Below are 24,251 nucleotides of genomic sequence, written 5' to 3' on the forward strand. Positions count from 1 at the left end.
CGCTAGTCCTATTCCCCGCCAGCGGGGGATAGGCGGGGCCGTCTTGCCAGCGTCATGCACGGCGCGTAACCATCCGTAATGTCAACTGCATCCCAGATCGTCAGCGAACTCGACCGCCTCTATCGCGCCTCCGTCAACCGCCTGCAGGCCGCGCTCAACGCCTATCTTACCGACGGTACGCCGCCAGCGCCCGAAAGCCGCCACGACGGCTCGTTCGCTTATCCCATCATCCGATTGCGCTATGCCGGCGATGTCAACCGTCCGGTGCCCCCGCGATCATTCGGCCGGCTCGTCTCGCCTGGCACGTATACAATCAGCGTCACCAAACCGGGCCTCTTCGCCGATTATCTGACCGAGCAGCTGACCCTGCTGATCGAGGATTATGACGTCACTGTCGAGGCGGCGCCCGGACGGCAGGAGATCCCCTTCCCCTATGTGCTCGATCCCGGCCATGCGCTGAGCCTCGACACCGTGTCTGCGACCGAACTCGCCCGGCATTTCCCCGCCACCGAATTGTCGCACATCGGCGACGAGATCGCGGACGGCCTGTGGATCGCGGATGCCGACGCGCGCCCGCTGGCCCTGTTCGACGCGCTGCGCACCGACTTCAGCCTCGCGCGCCTGCGCCACTATATGGGCACGCCCGCGGAGCACACGCAGCGGTTCGTGCTGTTCACCAACTACCACCGCTACGTCGACGAATTCGTCCGCTGGGGCGCGTCGCAGCTGGGTGAGGGATCGCGCTTCACCGCATTGTCGGGCGCGGGCAATATCATCATCACCAGCCCGGCGGACGTCGACAAGCTCGTCACCGACAGCGCCTGGCGCCGGCACCAGATGCCCGCGTATCACCTGATGGCGGCGGACGGCACCGGCATCACCCTGGTCAACATCGGCGTTGGCCCGTCGAACGCCAAGACGATTTGCGACCATCTCGCGGTGATGAGGCCGGAAGCGTGGCTGATGATCGGCCATTGCGGCGGCCTGCGCCCCAGCCAGCGGATTGGCGACTATGTCCTCGCCCATGCCTATCTGCGCGACGACCACGTTCTGGATGACGTCTTGCCACCGGAGATTCCGGTGCCGGCGATCGCCGAGGTGCAGCAGGCCCTCGCCAAGGCGTCGGAGATCATTTCCGGCCAGTCTGGCGAGGAGTTGAAAAGAAGGTTGCGGACGGGGACGATCGTAACCACCGACGACCGCAACTGGGAATTGCGCTATTTGGCGTCGGCTTTGCGCTTTTCGCTGAGCCGCGCGGTCGGCATCGACATGGAATCGGCGACGATCGCGGCGCAGGGTTATCGCTTCCGCGTCCCCTATGGCACGCTGCTCTGCGTGTCGGACAAGCCGCTGCACGGCGAGCTCAAGCTGCCGGGGCAGGCCAACCGCTTCTACGAACGTGCGATCAGCGAGCATATGCGGATCGGCATCGAGACGTGCGAGCAGCTGCGCCGCGAGGGCGACCGGTTGCACAGCCGCAAGCTGCGCGCGTTCGACGAACCACCCTTCCGCTAAGCCGCCACGACTGCTCGGCAAATCCTATGCCGTAGCGACGCGTAGGAAACCATCGGCCGATAATGCGTTACGGTTGCGAACCGACCCTGGTACGGAAGCGTGCCGGGTCGGCGGGGCCAACGCATCAGGGAGCCGCATCATGGCCGATGACACCGAGACGCCGAACACCGACACCGCCAAAGCCGACGCCGGCACCAAGCCGCGGCGCCGCGCCCCGCGCAAGACGACGACGACGCGTGCCACCGCGGCGAAAAGCCCGGCGACGAAGACGGCGACCGGGACCGCGCGCCGCCGCAGCACCAGCAAGGCGAGCGCGCCGACCACCGTCGAGAAGGTCGAGACGGCCGCAGCCGACACGGTGAAACGCACAGCCCGGCGCGTGCGCAGCGCCGCGACGACCGCAGAGGGCGCGGTCGTGTCGACGGCCAAGGCGGTCAAGCCGCGCGCTGCCCGGCGGGCGACGCCGCGCCCCAGCACCGAGCGCAAGCGTGGCGGCAAGGCTGGCTCGGCGCCGGCCGCAGCGGGCAAGACCGGCTGGGGGATCGCGGCGATCGGCGCCGGGGTCGCGGCCGCCGGTGCCGCCGCCGCCGCCGCCTTGCTGTCCCTGCGGAGCAGCACGCCCAAGGACAAGGCACCAACCGACGGCCGCGGCGCCCACAGCCCGGACGGACAGGATGCCTCCAAATCGTTCGAGGCCGGCATCGCCGACGAAAACTCGATCCCGAACGGATGAGACGGGCCCGCCGGCCGAGGCCGGCGGGACTGGATGAGGGCAGCAGAGCGCCAAAGTTTTTGGGGAGACTGAGCCGCGTCAGCGCGCCGGAACCAGCGCGTAATCAATCCAGATGCTGACCGTCCGCTCCATCTCTCCCGGCGCCACCGGTGGCGGTGGCGCCGGCGGTGCCGCTATCGGCGTCAACACGATACCGTCCGGGCGTACATAGTCGACCACGCGCGCCTGCCTGCCGCGTTCGCTGACCTGCAAGACGCGGGACACCCGCATGCCCAGGCCGGCAGCATAGTCGTCCGCCTCGTGGCGGGCGTTGGCGATCGCGGCGCGGCGCGCTTCCGCGAGCCCCTTGGCCGGGTCCTCGGATCCAAGGTTGGGGCCGTTCACCGAATTGGCGCCCGCACCGAACGCCGCCGCGATGACGTCGCCGGCGCTCGCCAGCTTGACCACCGTCACCGCAACGCTGTTGCGCGCGACATAGCCGGTGATTTGCGCCAGCCCCTGCCAGTCGTTTTGCCCGGAGCGGGCGAAACGTGGCTCGACGCTGATCTGCTGCGTGCGGATGTAGCGCCCGTCGACACCGGCCTTCTTCACCGCCGCGATCACCGCGGTCATCTGCGCCGCATTGGCGTCCGTCGCCTCGCGGGCGGTCGTGCCGGTCGACACCACGCCGATCGAGACAAAGGCGGCATCGGGCCGGAACTTGGCCTGCCCGTCCGCCTGCACCTCGAGCAACGTCTCGCCCGGCTGTAACGTGGTGACGGGCGTAGTCTGCGCCGAGGTCACCGCCGGCATGGCCAGCATCGTCAGCACCACCCGCTTCATCACCACGTTCTCCTGCCGAACCTACCAGCCGCTCGGCTTGCCCTGGTTCTGCTTGTCCAGCCATGCCTTGAGCGGGGCGAAATATTCGATCATCGCCTTGCCCGACATCTCGCGGCTGCCGGTGAAGACCTGCAGCGCATCCGGCCAGGGCTTGGACTGGCCCATGCTCAGCATCGCGTTGAGCTTCTCGCCGACCGCCTTGTTGCCGTAGAAGGAGCAGCGGTGCAGCGGCCCCTTCCAGCCGGCCTGCTGGCACGCCGCCTTGTAGAATTGGAACTGCAGCACCCGCGCCAGGAAGTAGCGCGTGTAGGGCACCGTCGCCGGGATGTGATATTTGGCGCCCGGATCGAACTTGCTCTCGTCACGCGCGACCGGCGGCACGACGCCCTGATACTTCAGGCGCAGCGCATCCCAGCCGGCCTGGTACTGACCGGCCGGGATTTGCCCGGAAAAGACCCCCCAGCGCCATTTGTCGACCAGCAGGCCGAACGGCAGGAAGGCGACCTTGTCCATCGCCTGCCGCAGCAACAGGCCGATGTCCTTGTCCGCGCTCGGCACCTTGCTCTGGTCGAGCAGCCCGATCTTGACGAGATAATCCGGCGTGATCGACAGCGCGACGGTATCCCCAATCGCTTCGTGGAAGCCGTCGTTGGCGCCGTTCTTGTAGAGGAACGGCTGGTTCTTGTAGGCGCGCTGATAGTAATTATGGCCGAGTTCGTGGTGGATGGTGACGAAATCGTCGGCATTGACCTTCGTGCACATCTTGATGCGGATATCGTCCATATTGTCGATATCCCAGGCGCTGGCATGGCAGATCACCTCGCGGTCGCGCGGCTTGGTGATCTGCGACCGTTCCCAGAAGGTCTGCGGCAGCGGCGCAAAGCCGAGCGACGAGTAGAAGGCCTCGCCCTGTTTGACCATGCGGACCGGGTCATAGCCCTTGGCCTTGAGCAATTCGCCGGTGTCATAGCCGAGATCGCCCGAGCCCGGCGGCGCGACCAGGTCGTAGATGTTGCCCCATTCCTGCGCCCACATATTGCCGAGAAGATCGGAACGGATCGGTCCGGTCTTGGGCTGCACCGCATCGCCGTACTTCGCGTTGAGCTTCCAGCGGACATAGGTGTGCAGCGACTTGTAGAGCGGCTCGACCTCCGCCCAGATCTTGTCGGTGAGCACCGCGAACTGCTCCGGCGTCATGTCATAGCCGGACCGCCACATCGCGCCGACGTCCGCGAAACCGAGCTCCTTGGCGCCGGCGTTGGAGATGGCGGTCATCCGCGCATAATCCTTGCGCATCGGCGCGCCGACATTGTCGTGCCAGCTGGTCCACATCTCCTTCAGCTTGGCAGGATCGCGCTCCGTCCCCATCGCCGCCTCGATGTCCGAGCCGTTGATCGGTTGGCCGTTCAGGCTGCCCTTGCCCTTGCCGTAGCTGGACGACATGCGCGTGGTCAGCGTCGACAGTTCGTCGGCCGCGCCGGGCGTCGTCGGCGCGGGCAGGCCGACGCCGTTGCGCAACAGGTCGAGCTTGCGCTTGGTGTCGTAGGACAGGCCCGGCGTGCCGTTGAAGCGTGCCGCGCCCTTGGCCCATTCGACCGCCTTTTCGGTCATCTCCGCGCCGGACTTGGCGGCCAGCGCATCGGTATCGTCGGTAATGTAGGTGGCATTGACCCAGGAGACGCGGGCAGCGTCAACGCCGAGCTGCGCCGCCTCCTTCTCGACACCGGCGACCCAGGCGTCGGCCTGCGCCGCCGTCGGCGTGCCGGCCGTGGCGGCGGCGGGGGCGGTCTGCGCGAGCACGGGCCCGGCGGTCAGCGCCCCGGCCAGCGCAAGGAACGAAACGGCGGTACGCAACATCAAAATCCCTCTCGGTTCGATTGTTGCGAGGGAGAATGGCCGCGGACCGCCGCTGCGGTCAAGCCGCCAGGAAGTCGGCGATCGCCTGCCCCAGTTCCGGCTTGGTCACCGCGCTCATGTGGTTGCCGGGGATCTCGCGGTAGACGGCCCGTGGCAGGGCATCGGCCAGCGCCGCGCCGGAGCCGTTGTCGTCGTCATCGACGCCGGTGACCACCGCGATCGGAACGATGATGCGTTCCACCGCGTCGATCGGCGTGTCGACGAAGGTTTCGAGCACGTTGAGCAGCGCAACCGGGTCGCCCCCCGTGGTCTTCAGAAAGGCCTCCGTCATCCATTCGGGCGTCCCGCGCGCGAAACTGCCGAGGCTGGTCAGCACGTTGCGGAAATAGCCGCCGCGGCCGGCGGTCCGCACGATCCCGTCGAGCCCCATGCCGGCGATCACCGCCCGCCGCGGCGTCGCGCCATTGGCGAGCATCCGCATCACCGTCCGTCCGCCGAGCGAATAGCCACCCAGATCGTAGTCACTCAGGCCGAGATGCGCGACCAGCGCGAAGCCGTCGCGCATCAGCGCGTCGGCGGGATAGGCGGCCGGCTCATGCGGCTTGTCGCTGGCCCCGTGACCGCGAAGATCGGGCATGATCACGCGAAAGCCCCGCTCTGCGATGCGGGCGGCATGGCCGTATTTGATCCAATTCACCTCCGCGGTCGAAAAATAGCCGTGGATCAGCACCACGGGGCGACCCTCACCGACCTCCCGCCAGGCGATGTGCGTGCCGTCGAAGCTGGCGAAACGGTCAGTCGGGGATACGTCCAAGGCTGTCGATCCATTTGTTGGTGATGCGGCTGTTCTGATCCGTGCGTTGCGTCGGCAGGTCGCGCGTGTCCAGCCATGCCGTGTGCCAGCTTTCCACGCCGGCATGGGCGACCGGCCGGAACCGCGACGGATCGTCGAGGCTGCCGACGGTCACGTCGAGGCCTTCGCCGTCATCGGGTTCGTAGGTCAGCGGCGTGCCACAGGCCGCGCAGAAACCGCGCCGGGCGAACGGCGACGAACGATAGCGGTCCGGCTCCGCACCCGCCCAGCGCAGATCGCCCGCCGCCACCGCCTTCAGCGCAGCGGCGACACCGCCGGTCGCGCGCTGGCACATCCGGCAATGGCAAAGATAGGCCTCGTCGTCCCGTACGATCAGGGCATAGCGGATGCGTCCGCATTGGCAGCCTCCGGCCATGATCGTCGCGGCGTCGTCATCCTCTCCGAAAGGTTCATTCCCAACCATGACAGGCTCGGGTATAGCAGCCCCACGCCAGCAGAGCGACAGGACAGGAGAGCGCCACCCCCAATCTGTCGAGAGTCGATGCCAGCGCCTTCGCAAACCGCCTTCACCGGTCGCCAGCACAGCCTGCTCGAGGACGCCTATGCCCTGGTCATCGGCTGCATCCTGATCGTCCTCGGCCTGGTGCTGCTCAAATCGGCCGGGCTGACGACGGGCGGCACGGCGGGGATCGCGCTGCTGCTGTCCTATCTGGTGCCGATGCCGGTCGGCGTGCTGTTCACGCTGATCAACATCCCCTTCTTCGCCTTCGCGCAACGGGTGATGGGCAGCCGCTTTGCGATCAAATCGCTGCTCGTCAACCTCGGTATCGCGGGGCTGTCGATGCTCGCCCGCGCCTCCTTCCATGTCGTCGACATCCATCCGGCCTTCGCCGCGGTGTTCGGTGGCACCGTCATCGGCATGGGCATTCTGGCGCTGGCGCGGCATAGCGCCGGTGTCGGCGGTACCGGCGTGGTCACGCTGTGGCTGCAGCGAAGCCGCGGCTGGAACGCCGGGCGGACGCAAGCGGCGTTCGACGTGGTGATCCTCGCCGCCGCGATCCCCGTGGTCAGCGCGGCGCATCTTGCCTGGTCAGCGCTCAGCGCGGCGGCGATGAGCCTGGTGCTGGTAACCTGGCACCGGCCGGGCCTGTACATCGGACATTGAGCCGCCGGGCGCTGGCGCCCGACGCTCATTTCCCTACCGCCGTCGATCAGGCGTCGTCGGCCTCGTCGGTCAGCGCGTCGACCAGGGCGGTATCGTCCTTCTTCAAGTGGCGCCGGCCGAGCAGTTCGGCGATCTGGACCGCGTTCAGCGCCGCACCCTTGCGCAGATTGTCGCTGACGCACCAGAGCGACAGGCCGTTCTCGACGGTCGGGTCTTCGCGCACCCGGCTGACGAAGGTGGCGTCGTCGCCCGCGCTCTCGATCGGGGTGACGTAGCCGCCGTCCTCATGCTTGTCGATCAGCATGATCCCCGGCGCCTCGCGCAGGATCGTCTTGGCCTGTTCGGCGCTGATCTCGTCGACGAATTCGATGTTGATCGCTTCCGAATGGCCGACGAACACCGGCACGCGCACGCAGGTCGCGGTCACCTTGATCTTGGGATCGAGGATCTTCTTGGTCTCGACCACCATCTTCCATTCCTCCTTGGTCGAACCGTCGTCGAGGAAGCTGTCGATGTGCGGGATGACGTTGAAGGCGATCTGCTTGGTGAACTTCTTCGGTTCAGCCGGATCGCCGACGAAGATGTTGCGGCTCTGTTCGAACAGTTCGTCCATGCCGACCTTGCCGGCGCCCGACACCGATTGATAGGTCGCGACGACGACGCGCTTGATCGTCGCCGCATCGTGCAGCGGCTTCAGCGCGACGACCATCTGCGCGGTCGAGCAGTTCGGGTTGGCGATGATGTTCTTACGGGTGTAGCCGTCGATCGCGGCGGCATTCACCTCCGGTACGATCAGCGGCACGTCCGGGTCCATGCGGTACAGCGACGAATTGTCGATCACCGTGCAGCCGGCGGCGGCGAACTTGGGCGCATAGACGCGCGTCGCCTCGCTGCCGATCGCGAACAGCGCGATGTCCCAGCCGGTCGGGTCGAAATGCTCGATGTTTCTGACGGTCAGCTTCTTGCCGGTCTCGCCATAGTCGATCACATCGCCCTGGCTGCGCGACGAGGCGAGCACCGCGATCTCGTCCGCCGGAAACTCACGCTCGGCGAGGATGTTGACCATCTCGCGACCGACATTGCCCGTCGCACCCGCGACGACGACCCGATACCCCATGACCTTCTCCGTAAGCAGAGCGCGCCCGTAGCGTCATTGCGCGCAACCGCACAACCACTTTCCATTTGATGCGTCAGGAAGCTGGCCTATCCGCCGTCTGGACGCGCCCCGTGCGTTGCAACTTGCCCCAGCCGACCATCGGCCCCCGCAGCGCCTGGGCGATCGCCTTGAGCACGACGTAATACATGACCTGGCGATAGCCGACCCGCTGCGGGATCAGCAGCCACAACAGCCGCCATTGTTCCCGCCGTTCCAGGGCAAAGGCGATCGTCGCCGCCAGCAGGTCGATCGTCGTGAACACGATCCAGAAAGCGAGCATGGTATAGATGTCGTGGCTGGTCTGCGCCCAGCCATGCGCCTGCACGTCGAGATAGGTGACGACGAAGCTGACCAGCAGCGCCAGATCGATGATCGGCGAGATGGCGGCGAGCAGGATCTGGAAGACGATCGCCTGCGGCAGACCGATCCAGCCAAGACCACGCGGGGTCGACCGGCCGATCGCGCCACTGTGTTTCCACAGGCATTGCAGCGTGCCGAACGCCCAGCGGAAACGCTGTTTGGCCAGCGCACGGAACGTCTCCGGCGCCTCGGTCCAGGCGATCGCATATTGGTCGTAGCGGACCTTCCAGCCGGCACGCTGGATCGCGATGGTCAGATCCTGGTCCTCGGCCAGCGTGTCGTCGGGATAGCCGCCGACGCTGCGGATCGCCGCCAGCCGCCACGCGCCGACCGCGCCCGGGACGACGGTGATCGCATCCAGCCGCGCGAGGGCGCGCCGCTCGAGGTTCTGCGCGGTGATGTATTCCAGCGCCTGCCATTTGGTGACCAGATTGACGCGGTTGCCGACCTTGGCATTGCCGGCCACGGCGCCGAGCGTCGGGTCGGCGAACCAGCGGGCCAGGCGCGCGATCGTCGGCGGCTCGAACTGCGTATCGGCGTCGAGCGCGATGACGATCTCGCCCCGCGCCAGCTCCAGCCCGCGATTGAGCGCGCGCGCCTTGCCGCCATTCTCCAGGGTCAGCAGCCGAACGCGGGGATCGTCGGCAAAGGCACGGGCCACGATCGCACTGGTCGCGTCCTTGGACCCGTCGTCGATGACGATCACCTCGATCTCGACCTCGGTGGACGCCAGCACGCCGCGCACCGCCCGCTCGATCACGCGTTCCTCGTTGTAGGCGGGGATCATCACCGTCACGAAGCGGCCGGGGTCGATCGGCGGGAAGACGGTCCGTCCCTCGCGCCGCGCCTGGATCAGGGCGAGCGCCGACAGCGCCACGGCGCGCAGGATGCCGACCGTGATGGCGATGCCGAACAGCCAGCGCATCGCGATAACGATGCCGCCCAGCAGCGAGAACAGCGCAAGATCGGCACGCGCCGCGAGCTGGTCGCTGGCCGAGATCGGTGGCATCGAGGCGTTGCGGCTGAGCCCGGCGAGCGTCGACACCGGCACGAAATGATAACCGAGCGCCCGCAGCCGCTCGATGATCACCGGCAGCGCCTCGACGGTCTCCTGGCGGTTGCCGCCCGCATCGTGAAGCAGGATGATGTTGCGGCTGCAATTAGCCTCGGACTGGTCGTCACACGTCTTGGGACCGTTGACGATCTTGTCGATCGTCCGGTCGATGATCGCCTGCACCCCGGGCCGTTTCCAATCGTCGGGGTCGACGTGCAGGCCGACCGAGATGTAGCCGCGGTTCTGCGCCATCAGCGCCGGCTGGATCTCGTCCGCGGTGCTCGGCTCGGCATCGCCGAAGTAGGGCGCGCGGAACAGACGCAGCGAGCGGCCGGTAAATGCCTGGAACAGCCGCTGCGTGGCGTTAAGTTCGAACCGCACCTGCGCCGGACCGACGGTGGCAAGATTGGGGTGGGTATAGGTGTGGCTGCCGATCTCATGCCCCTCGGCCACCATCCTCTGCAACAGCGGCCGCTGCGTCAGCGCATTCTCGCCGACGATGAAGAAGGTGCCGGGCGCATGTTCGCGTTTCAGCACGTCGAGGATCTGCGGCGTCCATTTGGGGTCGGGACCGTCGTCGAACGTCAGCGCCAGCAGACCGGGGCGATAGCCGGTACGCTCGACGACATAGGGCGACGGGAGCCGATCGAAGACGACGTTGGCGAGCAGCCCGTCCGGGCTCGCGGTCGCGCGCCGCGCCCCGGCGACGGGCTCCGCCGAGATCTTCAGGATTTCGCCCGCACCCTCGATGTCGGTATTGGTGCCGGCGGGAATGGCGTTGATCGCGGACGGCGGCGGAAGCTGGCGGTGATCGCGGCCGAAGATCGACCAGAGTCCGGGATCCTCCGACCCCAGCCGCCACAAGGCGACGCTGCGGATGCCGGCGCGGTGCAGCAGCCCGATCTGGTTGTAGGCGGAGGCGGCGTCGAGCATCCACACCACATGCCGGCTGCTGCCCTCCATATAGGCGAAGCCGGTGTTGCCGCTGGTCCGGTCATAGGTCGGCATCGCCGAACTGTCGGCGGCGTCCTGCCACGCTTCCTCGACCGTCGCCGGATCGCCGGTGCCGTCGTGCCAATCATAGGCGTAGGAGCCGAAGGCGACGACGAGCTTCGACGGCGGGATGCCCCGCGCGGCCTCGGCGACGACCTGGGCGAACCAATGCTGCGAGGCGATCGGGCCGGCGGGGCCGCTGCTCTCGTGCTCGTCATAGGCCATCAGGAAGACCTTGTCGGTCACCTTCGCATAGGCCGGCAGATCCCAGTCCGGATTGCCAAGCTGGGCGGCGATCGACACCGTCCAGCCGCGCGGCGCGAAACGGCGCTGCGCCTCCGCCAGGAACGTGCGGTAATTGGCATGGGCGCTGGGTGGCAGTTCCTCGAAATCGAAGAAGGCGCCGTTGGCGTTGTTCTGCGCCAGCCAGGGCGTCAGCTTGTCGAGGAACGCGGTCCGCGCCTTGGGATCGGCGAGCAGCGCGGCGATGCCCTGGCTGTCCCATTGTCCGTTGAGCACGTTCTGGATCATCGGCGTGACGATCGGTCGCCGCGTCGCGCGATTGATGATCTCGCGTCCCGCCACATCGCGGAAGACGGTGATCTGGTGGTTGACCCCGGTCACCGAAATCCAGCCGGGGATCACCCAGTCGAGCTGGTCGATATGCCGCGACAGGCTCGATGCGCTCGACGAGTCCCAGGGCGTGTAGAAGCCGATCGCCAGCGACGGATTGTTGATGCCGCCGTTCGGCTTGGCGCTGGCGGTGCCGAACAGCTTGCGCGCGTAATAATTGAGACTGCGTTCGGTACGACCGATCAGGCCGTGCGGCGGCGGCAGCTTGCGCAAGGTCGGATGCTCGGCCTGGACGGGGAGCAACGGCGCCGCCGGCACGGCGCCGATCGACACCGCGAATACCGAGAGGGCGAGCAGCAGCAACAGGACGAACGCCGCCACCGCGAAGGTGAACCGGCGTTTGCGCCGTCCGCTGGCGTCGTAGAAAATGGGCCGTTGCGACATCGATAGAACTCCGGGCGTACCCATGCCCGCAGCGCGGTTGCAGGATCAAGTCACCGCCATGACAAAAATGTCACTGCGATGAGGATCGGCAACGTTTCGAAACCGAGGACGGTTGTTCAGCCGACCGCCCCGTCATTCATTAGGGCAGCAGCACTGTACTGCCGCGCGTCTCTCCCGCTTCCAGCGCGCGATGCGCCTCCGCCGCCTGTTGCAGCGGAAAGGTCTGGCCGATCTGTGGCTTGATCGCTCCCTTCCGGAGCATGGCGAAGACCCGGTCGACACCGTGGCGGCGTTCCGCCGGGTCGGTGTAATAATCGAACAGGGTCGGCCGGGTGACGAACAGCGATCCCTTGGCCGACAGCGTGCCGAGCGCCACGCCCGTCACCGGACCGCCGGCATTGCCGTAGCTGACGATCAGTCCGCGCCGCGCCGCCGAATCGAGCGAAGCCTGCCAGCTGGCCATACCGACCCCGTCGAAAACCACCGGCACCCCCTCGCCATCGGTGAGTTCGCGGACCTTGGCCGCGACATCCTCGTCGCGATAGCGGATGACGTGGTCCGCCCCGGCGGCCCGCGCGTGATCGGCCTTCTCCGCCGTTCCGACCGTCCCGATGACGTGCGCGCCGATCGCCTTCAGCCAGCCGGTCAGCAGCTGGCCGACGCCGCCGGCCGCCGCCCAGACGAGCACGGTCTGCCCCGGCCGAACTTCGGCACAGCGCTCGACGAGGCATTCCGTCGTGCAGCCCTTCAACAGGAGCGCCGCCGCGGTACGGGCATCGACTTCGTCGGGCAGGTGGATGAGCTGCGCCGCCGGAACGTTGCGCGCGGTCGCATAGGCCCCCCGCAGCGGCCCGAAGGTACCGACACGGTCGCCGACGGAAAAGCCGTGCACGCCCTCCCCCACCGCCTCGACGACGCCAGCCGCCTCGCTGCCGAGGCCTGAGGGCAGATCGATCGGATAGACGCCGGCGCGATGGTAGGTATCGATATAGTTGAGCCCGACCGCCCGGTTGCGCATCCGCACTTCGCCCGCGGCGGGCGGCGGCAGGTCGACGTCGACCCATTCGATCACCTCAGGCCCGCCGGTCCGTTCGATGCGTGCGACCCGTTCCATGTCCGTCTCCTTTACGCCGCGGCGCAAACGCCCATCGGTCGAGGGCGGTTGCGCCGATGCCTCCCGGCAACGTGGGCGATCAATAGTCCTTGGACACGCGGACGTTGGCGCTTTGCCGGCCGAGTGTCGAGATGCTCGACAACAGCGACAGCCAGCGTGTCACCTGAAATTCGACCTGGGTGGCGGAATAGCCCTGCCCGTCGGTGACGATCTCCGCATACAGGCGCCGGGTGACGTATTTGCCCGCCGCGATCGAGGTTCCCTGCCCCGTCTGCCGGTCGGCCGGTAGGATGCGCAAGCGATCAAGGCCCGCCGCACGGCGCACCGCGTTGATCGGGTTCAGGCCGTTGCCGCCGTTCTGCAAGGCCGCCACCGCGGCGGCGAGCTGCAATGCCTCTGGCGCGGACAGGTTGGTGATCGAGGTGCCGAACAACAGGCGCGACAACAGCTCGTCCTGTGGCAGAGCCGGCGTACTGGTGAAGCCGATCTCCGGCTTCAACGCGGTGCCGGTGACGCGGATCGTCGCGTTCAGCCCGGTGGTATTGGCATCGGCGGCAATGTCGAGCGCGGGGTTGGCCGGCACCTCACCGCCGAAGCGAATGACGCCACGCTGCAGTTCGAACTCGCGCCCGGCGAATTCATAGTCGCCGCGGATCAGCGTCGCTTGGCCGCTGATCGCGGGATTGTTGGGCTGGCCGCCGAGATTGAGGTCGGCCGACCATTCACTCGACAGGCCGAGGCCGCTGACCAGCAAGTTGCCGGGCGCGTGTGCCTTGATGGCGAGAGACCAGGGGGTTGCCGGCATCTCGTCCTCGCTGCCACCGCCGGGCAGGTTGATCTCGCGCAGGTTGAGCTTGGGCAGGGCCGCGGCGGCGCTCGCCTGGCCGAGGCGATAGCGGCTGCGATTGAGCACGACGTTGCCGGCGATCCGCCCGCCCCCGCCATCGGACACGAAGGTCAGCGGCCCCGTGACGGTCGCGCCGATGTCGTCGCGGTTGATCATCACCGCGTGATCCGCCTGCAGGGACAGATCGAGGCCAACGCCATGCGCGGCGGCGAAATCGAAGCTGCCGGTGCCAGTGACGCGACCGCCCTTGCCCGCGTCGGCGGCGAACCGGTCGATGCGCAACCGCGATCCGGCGAACTGGCCGCTCGCCGTCACGCCGGTCAGCACGGTGCCGGTGGTCGCGCTTTCGATGCGCGCGCCATCCGCCCGGACGATGCCGCGAATGGCGGGCGCGGACAGGCGGCCGCCGACATCGGCCCCGATCGCCACCGGCCCCGACAGGTCGAACAGCTCGACGCCGGTCAAGCGCCACAGGGTGTCCGCCGGTCCCTGATAGCGCAATTGCGCGACCAGCGGCGCCTGCGCCAGCCGGGTCGGCAGGTCACCACCGCCGAGCGGCTTCAACAGCGCCTGCGCACGCCCGACGGTACGTCCGTCGGCGGCCATCACTGCCCGGATGCCGAGCCGGTCGGCGGTCAGCACGGCGGCGATGCCGACGTCGAGCGGGCGGGATTGCAGCACCAGCCCGGCGCGGCTCAGCCCGCGGACGGTCAGTTCGGCCCGACCGGTCGGCATGGCGTCGGCGGTATCGGCGAAACTGAAACGCCCGGACGCGACGCCGCTCAGTCCAAGCCCAGGATAGCCGATGTCGAGGATGGCGAGCGGCATCGCGGCCAACGTCGCATCGACCTGCAGCGCATCGCCGCCGTACCGGCCGCCGATCTCGGCCGTCCCGCCGGCGAAGCTGAGCCGGGCGGGCGCGAGCCGCCAGCCATCGCCATCGCGGTGGAACACGGCCGGGGAGAGCAGTTGCAGCGGACGCCGGTCGACCATGCCCTGCGCCGCGACGCTGATCCGTTCCGGGGCGATATCCGCTTCGGCCCGGATGTCAAAACCGCGGCCACGCGACCCTGACAAAGCCACCCGCGCCGTACCCGTCCCGCCACGCAAGCGCAGGTTGCCGGCGAAGCGCGCCAGCACCAGCCGGCCGCGGCGCACGCCCGCGCCCGTTGCGGTTGCGTCGATCGTGGCGCCGGCGGGGTCGAGAGCGATCGTCGCCTCCAGCCGGCCACGCCGCAGCGTGGTGTCGGCGATGCGGGCATCGCCGGCGCTGAGGGCCAGCGCCACCTGCTGCACCGTATCGAGCGGGCGGAGCGTCACCGTCCCGTCAATCCCACCGCCTTGTACCGCCAGCTGCCCGTCGAAGCCGGCCGGGACGATCGCCAGCCGACCGCGCGCGGTCGTCGCGCCGATCGTCAGCCGGGCGATATCGACCGCCGCCTGCCCCCCCGACGGCAGCAGGATCGCCCCTGTCGCGGTGGAGGCGCCGAGGCGTGATCCGCCGTTGGCAGTGACGGCATAGCCGCCCGGATTCGGGTCGAGATGGGCGCGCACATTCGCCAGGCCCAATGCTGGCGCGGGGCTGGCAAGGACGAGGTCGATGGTCGGCCGCTCGATCCGGCCGTCGAGAATCATCGTCAGCGGCCCGTATTTCGCCTGCCGCCCCGCCGCCTCGATATGGAAGCTGCCGTCGCGGCGGCGATAGCCACTACCGCGAAGCTGCAGCGCCGGCGCGACGAGACGCAAATCGGTGAAGTGGAGGATCCCGTCCGGCGTCCGCTCCAGCCCGGTGGCGAGCCGCGGCAGACCGCCGGCGAGCGAACGGAGGAAGGCATTGTCGAAGCGGAGCATCGTCGCCTCACCGCGCCCGACGACGCGCGTGCCGTGACCGTTCGGCCCCGGCACGACGCGCAGGGTCGAACGAACGTCGACGATACCAAGCCCCGGAATGAGATAGCGGCCCAGCGCCCCGGCAAGGCCGACCTCGTAGCGTCCGGTGCGCAGGTCGAGCGCGAGCATGATCCGGCCCTGCAGCCGGTCGGACCGCAGCCGCAACGCCTCACCGCGCAATAGACCGGGCATCAGCAGCAGCGGCCCGTCGACCGACAGGTTGCGCAGGATGCCGCCGGCGACGGCACCGACGCCGGTCACCTGACGCGCCGCGAAGCGTGCGGTCAGCCGCGAGGGCGCGTCCCCGAGCCGGCCACTGCCGGTGAGCAGGGCATAATCGAAGCCGGTGTTGTCGAACTGCACGTGCGCCCCGGCGACCCGGAAATCGAGGCGCGGCTGCGCGAACGGCCCATCGAGAATCGCCCGCGCGACGATGTCGCGACCGGACATGTTGGGGAACAGCGCCGCCGGCCGCAGCAGGCGTGCCCGGATGCGCACGGCCTGCCAGCGGTTGGCGGCGAAATCGACGGTGCCTTCCGCCTGCGCGCTCAGTGCCGCGCTGCGCATCGCCACTGTCCCCGCGAGGCGGCGATCGACGAAGGTCGCGGCGCCGTCGAGGGCGATACGCGGCTGGGTCAGCCGCTGCGCCTTGCCGGTGAGCAGCGGCGCGGGCGCCGCCATGCCGTTGAGGCGATACCGGCCGCTTTGTGCGGTCAGGGCGAGATCGGCGATCGGGGTACCGTTGGCACGCGCAAGGGCGCGGCCATGCCAGCGGCTCCAGCTGCCCCGGCCGTCGATCACCATCGCCACGGGCCGCCCGCGACCGATCGCGCGCGCCAGCACCCCGCCGGTCCGTCCCTCCGCCTTGACCATCAGATCGAAACGGTCGCGGTCGGGCTCCGCGTCGAGCCGCAGCGCCAGCCGATCGCTGCCCGCGACCGCGCCGTCGGCGACCAGCATCGCGCGTCCTCGCCGCACGTCCGCCCGCGCGACCAGCGACGCGACGCGGACGCTGCCCAGCACCGGCCGCGCCAGCACCAGCCGATCGATCGCGAGGCGGCCGATGCGGATGTCGAAATCGGGCAGCAGCGGCCCCGACCGGCCGCTTGGCCGGGTATGCGGCGCGTGCAGCAGCACCGCCTGCGGCACCGCCATCGTCCGGATGTCGAGCGTGTTGCGCGCCCAGCGCCACGGTCGCCAGTCCAGCTGCACCGCCGGCGCCTGCAGCAGCAGCCCGTCGAGGTCGTAGACGCGCACATCGCGCAAACGGGCTGCGCCATAGAGCGAGCCGTCGATCCGCCCGACTGCGAAGCGCAGGCCGTTGGCGGTGCGGATCGCGCCGATTCGTTGCGCCACCCAGCGATGGCCGACGTCGGTATCGACCACCGCCAGCGCGAGGCCGAAGACCAGCAGTAGCGCGATCAGGCCCCCCGCCAGCCAGCGCCAAACCCGCTTCAAAACGCCTGCCCCAGCGAGACGTAGACGGCGATGCGGCTATCCCCCGCCTGCGGGTTGAGCGGCGTGCCGACGTCGAGCCGGATCGGGCCGAAATTCGAGTAATAGCGGGCCCCGACCCCCGCACCATATTGGAAACGTCCCAGCGTCGGCAGCGCGCCCGTGTAGATGTTGCCGCCGTCGAGGAACGGCACGAGCCCGAAATTGCCCTTCACCTTGACCCGCGTCTCGATCGAGAATTCGGCCAGGCTGCGGCCGCCGATCGGATCGTTGTTAACGTCGCGCGGACCGATCGCCTGATAGCCATAGCCGCGCACCGACGCGCCGCCGCCCGCATAGAAGCGCCGCGACGGCGCGATCTGGTCGCGCGGAGCACCTAGGATCGAGCCGAGCCGGACGCGACCGGCGAGGACGACCCCGTCCGCGACGGTGCGGTAGGCGCTGCCGTCGAGCTGGATGCGGGTATAGCCGAAGGCGGTACCCTGCAGCGACAGTTCCGGGCTGATCCGGCCGCCGAGACGGAAACCACGGGTCGGATTGAGCAGATCGTCCGAGCCGTCGTAGTTGAGGCTGGTCGGCAGGGCGCCGATGAAGAAGGTGCGGCGGCGCGGCTGGCCCGTGGTCTCGATCACGTCGCGTTCGTCGGAGGTCAGCAGCTCGCCGCCCAGCGACCAGGTCCAGGCCTTCTGGAAGAAGATATTCGTCTGCCGCTCCAGATTGGCGGAAAGCGAGAAGGTCTTCGCCTCGTAGGCGTCGCGGACGGTATGGGCGGCGGCGATCTGCGCGGTGAGCACGCGGTCGCGGCCTTGGAAATTGTTGCGGCGGAAGGTGACGCTGCCGAGCTGTTCCTGGGTGCCGAGCACGCTGCGCAGGGTCAGCCCGCCCTCCGGCGGGAAGAGGTTGCGATGCGTCCAGCTGAGCTCGGCCCGCGCGCCCTCGCCGGTGCCATAGCCGAGTTCGCCGGCGATCGTGTGCGGCGGCGCCGGCTCCAGCTTGACGCCGATATCCACCGTGTCGGGATCGGCGGCCGGCACCGGCTTGACCTCGACCGACGAGATCAGCCCGGTCTGGATCAGCGCACGCCGCAGGTCGTCGACCGATGCGGCATTATAGGGGTCGCCGGGCGAGAAGCGCGCGATCTCGGCGACGTGATCGGCGTCGAACACGCGGTTGCCGGGGAGCGCGACGACCTGGCCGAACCTTTTGGCGCCGCCCGGCTGCACCGCCAGGTCGAGCGTCGCGGTTTGCGTGGCATGATCGACGGTCAGCACCGGCTCGCCGACCTTGGCGAAGGGGAAGCCGCGCTGTGCGATCTGCGCCTTCAGCTTCGCTTCGCCGGCGGTGATCGTGTCGGCATTGGCGGCGTCCTCGGGGCGCACGCCGAGCGCGTCGCGCAACGCCGGCGCCTGCGTTCCGGCGGCGGCCAGGCCGTCCACCGTCACCGTCTTCAACCGATAGAGCGCGCCGGGGTCGGCGGCGAGCACGACCAGCGGCTTGGCGCCCGGCTCGACCCGCGTCGCCACGCGCGCGTCATAATAGCCTTCCCCGCGCAACAGCGTGACGAGCAAATCGGCGTCCTCGCGCGCGCGCCGGTCGAGCTGCGCGGCATTGGCCGGCTGGCCGTCATTGGCGTCGAGCGTCGACAATTCGGCGAAACGCCGGCGCAGCAGCGGCGTCGCGACCGCATCGATCCCATCGATGCGCCATGCGTAGCGCGCCTCCGCCGCCGCGTCGGTCACGGCATGCGTGCCGCCCTTGGCGGAGACTGCCGGTGCGGTACCGAGATCGGGCCAGGCGACGCCGATGTCCGGCATCGGTGCGAGCGGCGCATTGGGATCGAGCGTCACCGTGTCGGCGGGCGCGGCACTGCCGTTCGTACGCTCGCCGGCCGTCGTCGCCAGCTGCGCCGCCGCCGGGTCGCCAAGAAAAAGGACGGCAGTCGCGCTCAGCCCGACCAACCCAACGCGCGCCACCATGATCCTGGTCTTAGCGCGCCACCCCCGTCGGGGACAGCCCCCGCCGCACCGGCCGCCGCACGCCCGCGGCCGGCGGTCGCCGGACCTGGCCGCAACCGCTCAGTGGACGGTGCCGACGGCCTCGTCGCTGACCATCACGGCGATCAGCCGCTCCGTCTGCCGCCAACGGCAGAAGCGGACGTGGTTGCCGATGTCGCGCATCGCGCCGGCACGCACCGCCGCTTCCAGCACGGCATGTTCGCCGAAGGCGGCGATCAGATCAGTCGCCTCGATCACCTGATCGGCGTCGGCGAGATACAAGGGAGCGGCGGTGTCGCGGAATGGCATCATCGTTTCTTATTATACATGCGCCGTGCCAGATGGCGTCGCGGAGCCGTAAACCGCGGCGGACGAAGGTAAACGGTACTTTCCGTCACTGCCCCGACCGTCCCGAAGCGGGGCACTGGCGTCCCAGGCCGGGACGTGGCAGGGCCGTGCCATGGCCAATCCCCCCGCTTCCGCCGCCGGCGGTGTCCTCGTCGCAGCCTGCTCGATCCTGGGCGCGGTGATCGGCCTGTTCGAAGGCCAGGTGACGATCGGCTTCCTTGCTGGATTGGCGATCGGCAGCGCTGGCGCGATCGCCGTCTGGCTGCGCGACCGCCGCGGCTGAATCAGCGCGGGGCGCGCATCAGCCACACCACCTTGCCGATCATCGTCGGTGTGCCGGCGGGGACCGGAGCGGCAGCGGGATTGTCGCTGGTCACCGCCAGCCCGTCCCGCGTCCAGCGCACGCGCTTGACCATCACCGCATCGTCGAAGCGCAAGACGAATAGCGCGGCCTGCGCATCGGGCCGGCGCTGCGCCTGATCGACCACGATCAGGTCGCCGTCGATCAGCGTCGGCTCCATCGACTCGCCGCGCACCCGCACGATCGCCGCTTGCCCGGCCTTCAGCCGCAGGCGCGTCGCCAGCGCCGGGTCGAGCGCTTCCGCACCCAGCATGATCTCGCCGTCGACCCATGCGCCGGGACCGGCCGATGCCGATACGTCGAGCCGCGGCAGGACAAAGGCCGGGCGGCTCCGCTCCGCCCCCAGTTCCGCCCCATCGACACCAAAGAAATCGGCCAGCCGCCGCCGATCGTCCGGCAGCAGCGCGCGGGGCGACCCGCGTGTGACGAATTGCTGAAGATAGGCGGGATTGCGCCCGATCATCGCCGACAAGGCGGCAAGGCTTGCCCCCCGCTCCAGCGCGAGGTCGCGCAATCGCGCTCTCGGATCATGTCCGTCCACCGTCCTTCGGTACCCTAGGATTTTTTCCTAGACAAGTAGGATTTGGCGGAACACCTCATGAACATACCGACGGACTCGGGACTCGGGAGGGAGCAATGACGGTGCTGTATGACATCAACCTATATCTCGCGCGGACGCGGATGCCGGCGACGCTGTTCGGCCGATTGGCGGTCAATGATCCCCGCCTGGTTCACGACCTGAGGCGCGGCCGTCAGCCGCGGCCGGCGATGGAGCGACGCATCCGCGATTTCATCGCGCGCGATCCGGCTACGCCTCGCAGCGAGAATGCCGTCAGGACCGGCCGCCCCTGCCTCGTCGGCGACGTAACTGCCATTCGGGGGGCGATGTCATGAGCATCGACACGAATTTTCACGGCCAAACCGGGCGGTTGATCCGCGCCCTGCGCCGTGACGCCGCCCTCGCCGGGATCCAGATCGAGCCGGTGGTGATCAGCGAAGAGCCTTGGGCCAGCGCGACCTTCGACGGTAGCAGGGTGATGCTCCGCTGCGCCACGGACGGTGACGTGCAACCTTGGCTCGCCTGTTTGCCGGAGGCCGAGCTTGACGTCCATGGCGCGCTGGTCGCCGATCTCGCCGTGGAATTGGCTACACCCGGGTCGATAACGCTTGCGATTCTCCTGATCGCCGCACGCTGATCGGCGAGAAACCGCCACACTGATGAAATTTGCCTTTGATATAATGTAACATCACCGTTAGACAGCGCTGCATCGCACCAAATTCGTATGCTTGGAGTATCAATGGCACGTCTTGCCCTGTTGGCCGGTACCGCCGGCCTTGCCCTGACCGCCGTTCCGGCCGGCGCCCAGGTCGCCACCGACACCATTGCCGGCAGCACCGCACAACAGGATCGCAGCCGCGACATCATCGTGTCCGCGCCGATTGATCAGAGCGAGCGCGACGTGCTGCAGGGTACCACCGTCCTGTCCGGCGAGGAACTGACCCGCGAACTGCGCCCGACGATCGGCGAAACGCTTGCCCGTCAGCCCGGCGTCTCCGCCACCTCCTTCGGGCCGAGCGCCTCACGGCCGATCCTGCGCGGTTTCCAGGGCGACCGTATCCGCGTACTCACCGACGGCATCGGCTCGATCGACGTGTCCAACACCTCGGTCGATCATGCCGTGATCATCGACCCGCTGCTCGCGGAACGCGTCGAGGTGCTGCGTGGCCCGTCGGCGCTCTTGTTCGGATCGTCCGCCGTCGGCGGCGTCGTCAACGTCATCGACACGCGCATCCCGCGCACCGTGCCGAAAGACGGCTATCGGCTGAACGGCATCGCCAATTACGGCTCTGCGGCGAACGAGCGGTCAGGCGGCATGGCGGGTGACGTCGCCGTCGGCGACCATCTCGTCCTCCACGCCGACGGCTCCTACTTGAAGTCCGACGACCTGCGCACCGGCCACGGCTATCTGCTGTCGCCAGAGGCGCGCGCCGCGGCGCTTAGCCAGGTCGGCCTGCCGCAGCCGGGTACCGACGAGCCGATCGATTTCGCCGCCTCCGCCGCGCTGCGCGACCGGCTGCCCAATAGCGCCGCCGAGACGTGGACCGCCGGGGCCGGTGCGACGATCATCACCGACACCGGCAGTCTCGGCATCAGCTACAGCCATTACGACAGCCTCTATGGCGTGCCGATCCGTTTCGCGACGCAGGTTGGCCAGGAGCAGGAGGCCCCGCGTCTGTCCGTCGTGCAAAACCGCGTCGACCTGCGCGGCGAAGTGCAGACCGGCGGCGGCTTCCTTGACCGTATCCGCATCCGCGCCGGCCAGGCGACGTATCGCCATTTCGAGCTGGAGGAGGACGGCAGCGTCGGCACCGCCTTCTACAACAACGGTCTCGAGGGTCGGCTGGAGCTCGTCCAAGCCAATCGCGGCGGCTGGCAAGGTGCTAGCGGCGTTCAATATTTCAATCGTCAGTTCGATGTGAAGGGCGATGAGGCCTTCCTGCCGAAGAACGAGACCAATCAAACCGGCCTCTTCACCCTGCAGCAATATGCCAGCGGGCCGTTCCGGGCGGAGGGCGGCTTGCGCTACGAGATCAGCGATCTCGCCGCGCGCACCCCGGCCGACGATCTGCGCTTCTTTGCGGGCAGGCGTCATTTCGAGGCGGTGTCGGGGTCGCTCGGCGCCTCCTATGCGCTGAGCGATGCGATCCGTGTCGGCATCAACGGCTCCCGCACCGAGCGCGCGCCGTCGGCGGAGGAGTTGTTCGCGAACGGCGCCCACGCCGGCACCCAGGCCTATGAACTCGGCAGCCCTGACTTCCGGCTCGAAAAATCCTGGGGGCTGGAGGCGACGTTGCACGCCCATGGCACCGGGTTCAGTTTCGATGCCTCGGCCTATTACAACTGGTTCACCAACTATATCTCCGAGAATCAGATGGACCAGGCGGTGTGCGCCGCCGCCGCCGCGCCGTCGGGGCGGGATGTCGACCTGCCCTGCTTCCAATATCAGCAGCGCGACGCCCGCTATTGGGGGTTCGAGGCGGACGGGTCGGTGAAGCTGGCGCAACTCGGCGACTATGCGATCAACGCCGATCTGCTCGGCGACTATGTCCGCGCGACGATCGTCGACCTGGGGCCGGCGCCGCGTATCCCGCCGGCCCGCGTGCTCGGCGGCGTCGAGGCGCAGGGTGACCGGTTGAGCGGCCGGGTGGAGGTGGAACATGCCTTCGCGCAGAACCGGCTGGCGGCGTTCGAGACGCGGACCAGCGACTATACGATGGTCAATGCGTCGCTGTCGCTGAAGCCCTGGGGCAGCCAGAGCCGGACCAGCCTGCTGCTGTCAGCGAACAACGTCTTCGATGTCGTCGCCCGCCGTCATTCCAGCTTCCTCAAGGATTTCGCCCCCCTTGCCGGACGCGACCTGCGCGCCACCCTGCGCTTCGGCCTGTAAGCCGGGGTCGAAACTCCGGCGGAACGAGTAGGGCGCCGCCTGCCCCTCCCGCGAACGGGAGGGGCACGGCTTGCCTCCCCGCCCCTTCCCCCGTACCGCACCCTCCAGAGGAGAGTGACGCATGGCCGGTATGGGCAAGTTCGACTGGGCGGATCCGTTCCTGCTCGACGAGCAGCTGACCGAAGACGAGCGGATGATCCGCGATACGGCGCGCGCCTATGCGCAGGACCGGCTCGCCCCGCGGATCGTCGAGGCCTTCCAGCACGAACATACCGATCCCGCGATCTTCCGCGAGATGGGCGAACTCGGCCTGCTCGGCCCGACCATTCCCGAAGAGTTCGGCGGCGTCGGGGCGAGCTACGTCGCCTATGGCCTGGTCGCGCGCGAGGTGGAACGGATCGATTCCGGCTACCGCTCGATGATGAGCGTCCAGTCGAGCCTGGTGATGTATCCGATCCATGCCTATGGCTCGGACGCGCAGAAACGCAAATATCTGCCCAAGCTCGCCAGTGGCGAATGGATCGGCTGTTTCGGCCTGACCGAACCTGACGCCGGTTCCGACCCCGGCGGCATGACCACGCGCGCGCGCCAGATCGACGGCGGCTACGTGATCTCGGGCGCCAAGACCTGGATTTCGAACAGCCCGATCGCCGACGTCTTCGTGATCTGGGCCAAGTCCGATGCGCATGGCGGGGCGATCCGCGGCTTCATCCTCGACAAGGGCATGGCCGGCCTGTCGGCGCCGAAGATCGAGGGCAAGCTCAGCTTGCGCGCGTCGATCACCGGCATGGTGATGATGGACGAGGTCGCGGTCGGCGAGGACGCGTTGCTGCCGCATGTCGAGGGGCTGAAGGGCCCGTTCGGCTGCCTCAACCGCGCCCGCTACGGGATCAGCTGGGGCGCGCTCGGCGCCGCCGAATTCTGCTTTCACGCCGCGCGGCAGTATGGCCTCGATCGCAAGCAGTTCGGCACGCCGCTCGCCGGGCGGCAGCTGTACCAGAAGAAGCTTGCCGATATGGAGACGGAGATCGCGCTCGGCCTGCAGGCCAGCTTGCGCGTCGGGCGGCTGATGGACGAGGGCCGCTTCGCGCCAGAGATGGTCAGCATCGTCAAACGCAACAATGTCGGCAAGGCGCTCGACATCGCCCGGACGGCGCGCGACATGCACGGCGGCAACGGCATTTCCGGCGAATATCAGGTGATGCGCCACGTCATGAATCTGGAGACGGTCAACACCTACGAGGGCGCGCACGACGTCCACGCGCTGATTCTCGGCCGCGCGATCACGGGAATCGCGGCGTTTTGAG

At 68.4% G+C, this 24,251-nt stretch carries 19 protein-coding genes; 8 read left to right on the top strand and 11 right to left on the bottom strand.

All coding sequences use genetic code 11. The features are described from left to right. The first annotated feature begins 78 nt into the window (after positions 1–78). Both D9601_RS07225 and D9601_RS07230 read left to right on the top strand, forming a co-directional pair. Positions 79–1,515, top strand: coding sequence for an AMP nucleosidase (locus D9601_RS07225; protein WP_198353151.1), 1,437 nt, complete (start codon positions 79–81; stop codon positions 1,513–1,515). A gap of 139 nt (positions 1,516–1,654) precedes the next feature. Then, entirely contained in the window at positions 1,655–2,248 is a 594-nt protein-coding gene (locus tag D9601_RS07230) for a hypothetical protein (RefSeq protein ID WP_198353152.1), read from the top strand. Positions 2,249–2,326: 78 nt separating this feature from the next. Here D9601_RS07230 and D9601_RS07235 read toward each other — a convergent pair whose 3' ends face one another. The 4 genes from D9601_RS07235 to D9601_RS19765 are packed head-to-tail and all read right to left on the bottom strand — an operon-like array spanning position 2,327 to position 6,204. Further along, positions 2,327–3,070: an SIMPL domain-containing protein gene (locus D9601_RS07235; protein ID WP_232473996.1), complete on the bottom strand. Its 744-nt coding sequence runs from the start codon at positions 3,068–3,070 to the stop codon at positions 2,327–2,329. 21 nt (positions 3,071–3,091) lie between these two features. Next, positions 3,092–4,927, bottom strand: coding sequence for a M2 family metallopeptidase (locus D9601_RS07240; protein ID WP_198353154.1), 1,836 nt, complete (start codon positions 4,925–4,927; stop codon positions 3,092–3,094). A 58-nt stretch (positions 4,928–4,985) separates the two neighbouring features. Next, positions 4,986–5,741, bottom strand: coding sequence for an alpha/beta fold hydrolase (locus tag D9601_RS07245; protein ID WP_232473854.1), 756 nt, complete (start codon positions 5,739–5,741; stop codon positions 4,986–4,988). Continuing rightward, on the bottom strand, positions 5,722–6,204 hold the full coding sequence (locus tag D9601_RS19765; RefSeq protein WP_232473855.1) for a GFA family protein: 483 nt from the start codon (positions 6,202–6,204) through the stop codon (positions 5,722–5,724). The genes D9601_RS07245 and D9601_RS19765 overlap by 20 nt, the downstream gene beginning before the upstream one ends. Positions 6,205–6,282: 78 nt before the next feature. On the opposite strand from D9601_RS19765, the gene D9601_RS07250 reads away from it, so the two are divergent. Continuing rightward, a complete protein-coding gene (locus D9601_RS07250) occupies positions 6,283–6,906 on the top strand; it encodes a YitT family protein (RefSeq protein ID WP_198353156.1) in 624 nt (207 codons plus the stop codon). Between the two features lie 46 nt (positions 6,907–6,952). Here D9601_RS07250 and D9601_RS07255 read toward each other — a convergent pair whose 3' ends face one another. The 6 genes from D9601_RS07255 to D9601_RS07280 form a co-directional block, all read right to left on the bottom strand. Continuing rightward, entirely contained in the window at positions 6,953–8,023 is a 1,071-nt protein-coding gene (locus tag D9601_RS07255; RefSeq protein ID WP_198353157.1) for an aspartate-semialdehyde dehydrogenase, read from the bottom strand. Positions 8,024–8,096: 73 nt separating this feature from the next. Continuing rightward, positions 8,097–11,486 (bottom strand): glycosyltransferase, encoded by a 3,390-nt coding sequence (locus D9601_RS07260; protein ID WP_198353158.1) that lies wholly within the window; start codon positions 11,484–11,486, stop codon positions 8,097–8,099. Positions 11,487–11,625: 139 nt separating this feature from the next. Further along, complete coding sequence (locus D9601_RS07265) at positions 11,626–12,600, bottom strand: quinone oxidoreductase family protein (RefSeq protein ID WP_198353159.1); 975 nt, start codon at positions 12,598–12,600, stop codon at positions 11,626–11,628. 79 nt (positions 12,601–12,679) lie between these two features. Then, the gene (locus D9601_RS07270; protein WP_198353160.1) at positions 12,680–16,795 is read right to left on the bottom strand and encodes a translocation/assembly module TamB domain-containing protein; all 4,116 of its coding nucleotides are present in this window, start codon (positions 16,793–16,795) and stop codon (positions 12,680–12,682) included. After that, positions 16,792–18,768: an autotransporter assembly complex protein TamA gene (locus D9601_RS07275; protein WP_198353161.1), complete on the bottom strand. Its 1,977-nt coding sequence runs from the start codon at positions 18,766–18,768 to the stop codon at positions 16,792–16,794. Before D9601_RS07275 ends, D9601_RS07270 begins: the two co-directional genes overlap by 4 nt. Positions 18,769–18,867: 99 nt before the next feature. After that, on the bottom strand, positions 18,868–19,098 hold the full coding sequence (locus D9601_RS07280) for a hypothetical protein (RefSeq protein ID WP_443024707.1): 231 nt from the start codon (positions 19,096–19,098) through the stop codon (positions 18,868–18,870). 148 nt (positions 19,099–19,246) lie between these two features. Between D9601_RS07280 and D9601_RS07285 the strand changes: the two genes are divergently transcribed. Next, the gene (locus tag D9601_RS07285; RefSeq protein ID WP_198353162.1) at positions 19,247–19,417 is read left to right on the top strand and encodes a hypothetical protein; all 171 of its coding nucleotides are present in this window, start codon (positions 19,247–19,249) and stop codon (positions 19,415–19,417) included. A 1-nt stretch (position 19,418) separates the two neighbouring features. On the opposite strand, the gene D9601_RS07290 is transcribed toward D9601_RS07285, so the two are convergent. After that, positions 19,419–20,009 (bottom strand): S24 family peptidase, encoded by a 591-nt coding sequence (locus tag D9601_RS07290; protein ID WP_232473856.1) that lies wholly within the window; start codon positions 20,007–20,009, stop codon positions 19,419–19,421. 122 nt (positions 20,010–20,131) lie between these two features. Between D9601_RS07290 and D9601_RS07295 the strand changes: the two genes are divergently transcribed. The 4 genes from D9601_RS07295 (at position 20,132) to D9601_RS07310 (ending at position 24,250) form a co-directional block, all read left to right on the top strand. After that, positions 20,132–20,389: a hypothetical protein gene (locus tag D9601_RS07295; protein WP_198353467.1), complete on the top strand. Its 258-nt coding sequence runs from the start codon at positions 20,132–20,134 to the stop codon at positions 20,387–20,389. After that, positions 20,386–20,691, top strand: a complete 306-nt coding sequence (locus D9601_RS07300; RefSeq protein ID WP_198353164.1) for a hypothetical protein — start codon at positions 20,386–20,388, stop codon at positions 20,689–20,691. The genes D9601_RS07295 and D9601_RS07300 overlap by 4 nt, the downstream gene beginning before the upstream one ends. A 102-nt stretch (positions 20,692–20,793) precedes the next feature. Beyond that, positions 20,794–22,944 carry a TonB-dependent receptor gene (locus D9601_RS07305; protein ID WP_198353165.1) on the top strand — a complete coding sequence of 717 codons (2,151 nt, stop codon included), beginning with the start codon at positions 20,794–20,796 and terminating at the stop codon, positions 22,942–22,944. Positions 22,945–23,065: 121 nt separating this feature from the next. Beyond that, positions 23,066–24,250, top strand: coding sequence for an acyl-CoA dehydrogenase (locus tag D9601_RS07310; RefSeq protein WP_198353166.1), 1,185 nt, complete (start codon positions 23,066–23,068; stop codon positions 24,248–24,250). Position 24,251 lies beyond the last annotated feature (1 nt).

The organism is Sphingomonas sp. MA1305 (genome assembly GCF_016107325.1).
Lineage (GTDB): Bacteria > Pseudomonadota > Alphaproteobacteria > Sphingomonadales > Sphingomonadaceae > Sphingomonas.

What these genes read in the sequence shown, in the direction of transcription:
- D9601_RS07295 (WP_198353467.1), top strand. Translation starts at nt 20,132, where the DNA reads ATGACGGTGCTGTATGACATCAACCTATATCTCGCGCGGACGCGGATG.
- D9601_RS07230 (WP_198353152.1), top strand. Translation starts at nt 1,655, where the DNA reads ATGGCCGATGACACCGAGACGCCGAACACCGACACCGCCAAAGCCGAC.
- D9601_RS07310 (WP_198353166.1), top strand. Translation starts at nt 23,066, where the DNA reads ATGGCCGGTATGGGCAAGTTCGACTGGGCGGATCCGTTCCTGCTCGAC.
- D9601_RS07235 (WP_232473996.1), bottom strand. Translation starts at nt 3,070, where the DNA reads ATGAAGCGGGTGGTGCTGACGATGCTGGCCATGCCGGCGGTGACCTCG.
- D9601_RS07260 (WP_198353158.1), bottom strand. Translation starts at nt 11,486, where the DNA reads ATGTCGCAACGGCCCATTTTCTACGACGCCAGCGGACGGCGCAAACGC.
- D9601_RS07250 (WP_198353156.1), top strand. Translation starts at nt 6,283, where the DNA reads ATGCCAGCGCCTTCGCAAACCGCCTTCACCGGTCGCCAGCACAGCCTG.
- D9601_RS07225 (WP_198353151.1), top strand. Translation starts at nt 79, where the DNA reads ATGTCAACTGCATCCCAGATCGTCAGCGAACTCGACCGCCTCTATCGC.
- D9601_RS07240 (WP_198353154.1), bottom strand. Translation starts at nt 4,927, where the DNA reads ATGTTGCGTACCGCCGTTTCGTTCCTTGCGCTGGCCGGGGCGCTGACC.
- D9601_RS07275 (WP_198353161.1), bottom strand. Translation starts at nt 18,768, where the DNA reads ATGGTGGCGCGCGTTGGGTTGGTCGGGCTGAGCGCGACTGCCGTCCTT.
- D9601_RS19765 (WP_232473855.1), bottom strand. Translation starts at nt 6,204, where the DNA reads ATGGTTGGGAATGAACCTTTCGGAGAGGATGACGACGCCGCGACGATC.
- D9601_RS07255 (WP_198353157.1), bottom strand. Translation starts at nt 8,023, where the DNA reads ATGGGGTATCGGGTCGTCGTCGCGGGTGCGACGGGCAATGTCGGTCGC.
- D9601_RS07300 (WP_198353164.1), top strand. Translation starts at nt 20,386, where the DNA reads ATGAGCATCGACACGAATTTTCACGGCCAAACCGGGCGGTTGATCCGC.
- D9601_RS07280 (WP_443024707.1), bottom strand. Translation starts at nt 19,098, where the DNA reads ATGATGCCATTCCGCGACACCGCCGCTCCCTTGTATCTCGCCGACGCC.
- D9601_RS07285 (WP_198353162.1), top strand. Translation starts at nt 19,247, where the DNA reads ATGGCCAATCCCCCCGCTTCCGCCGCCGGCGGTGTCCTCGTCGCAGCC.
- D9601_RS07265 (WP_198353159.1), bottom strand. Translation starts at nt 12,600, where the DNA reads ATGGAACGGGTCGCACGCATCGAACGGACCGGCGGGCCTGAGGTGATC.
- D9601_RS07305 (WP_198353165.1), top strand. Translation starts at nt 20,794, where the DNA reads ATGGCACGTCTTGCCCTGTTGGCCGGTACCGCCGGCCTTGCCCTGACC.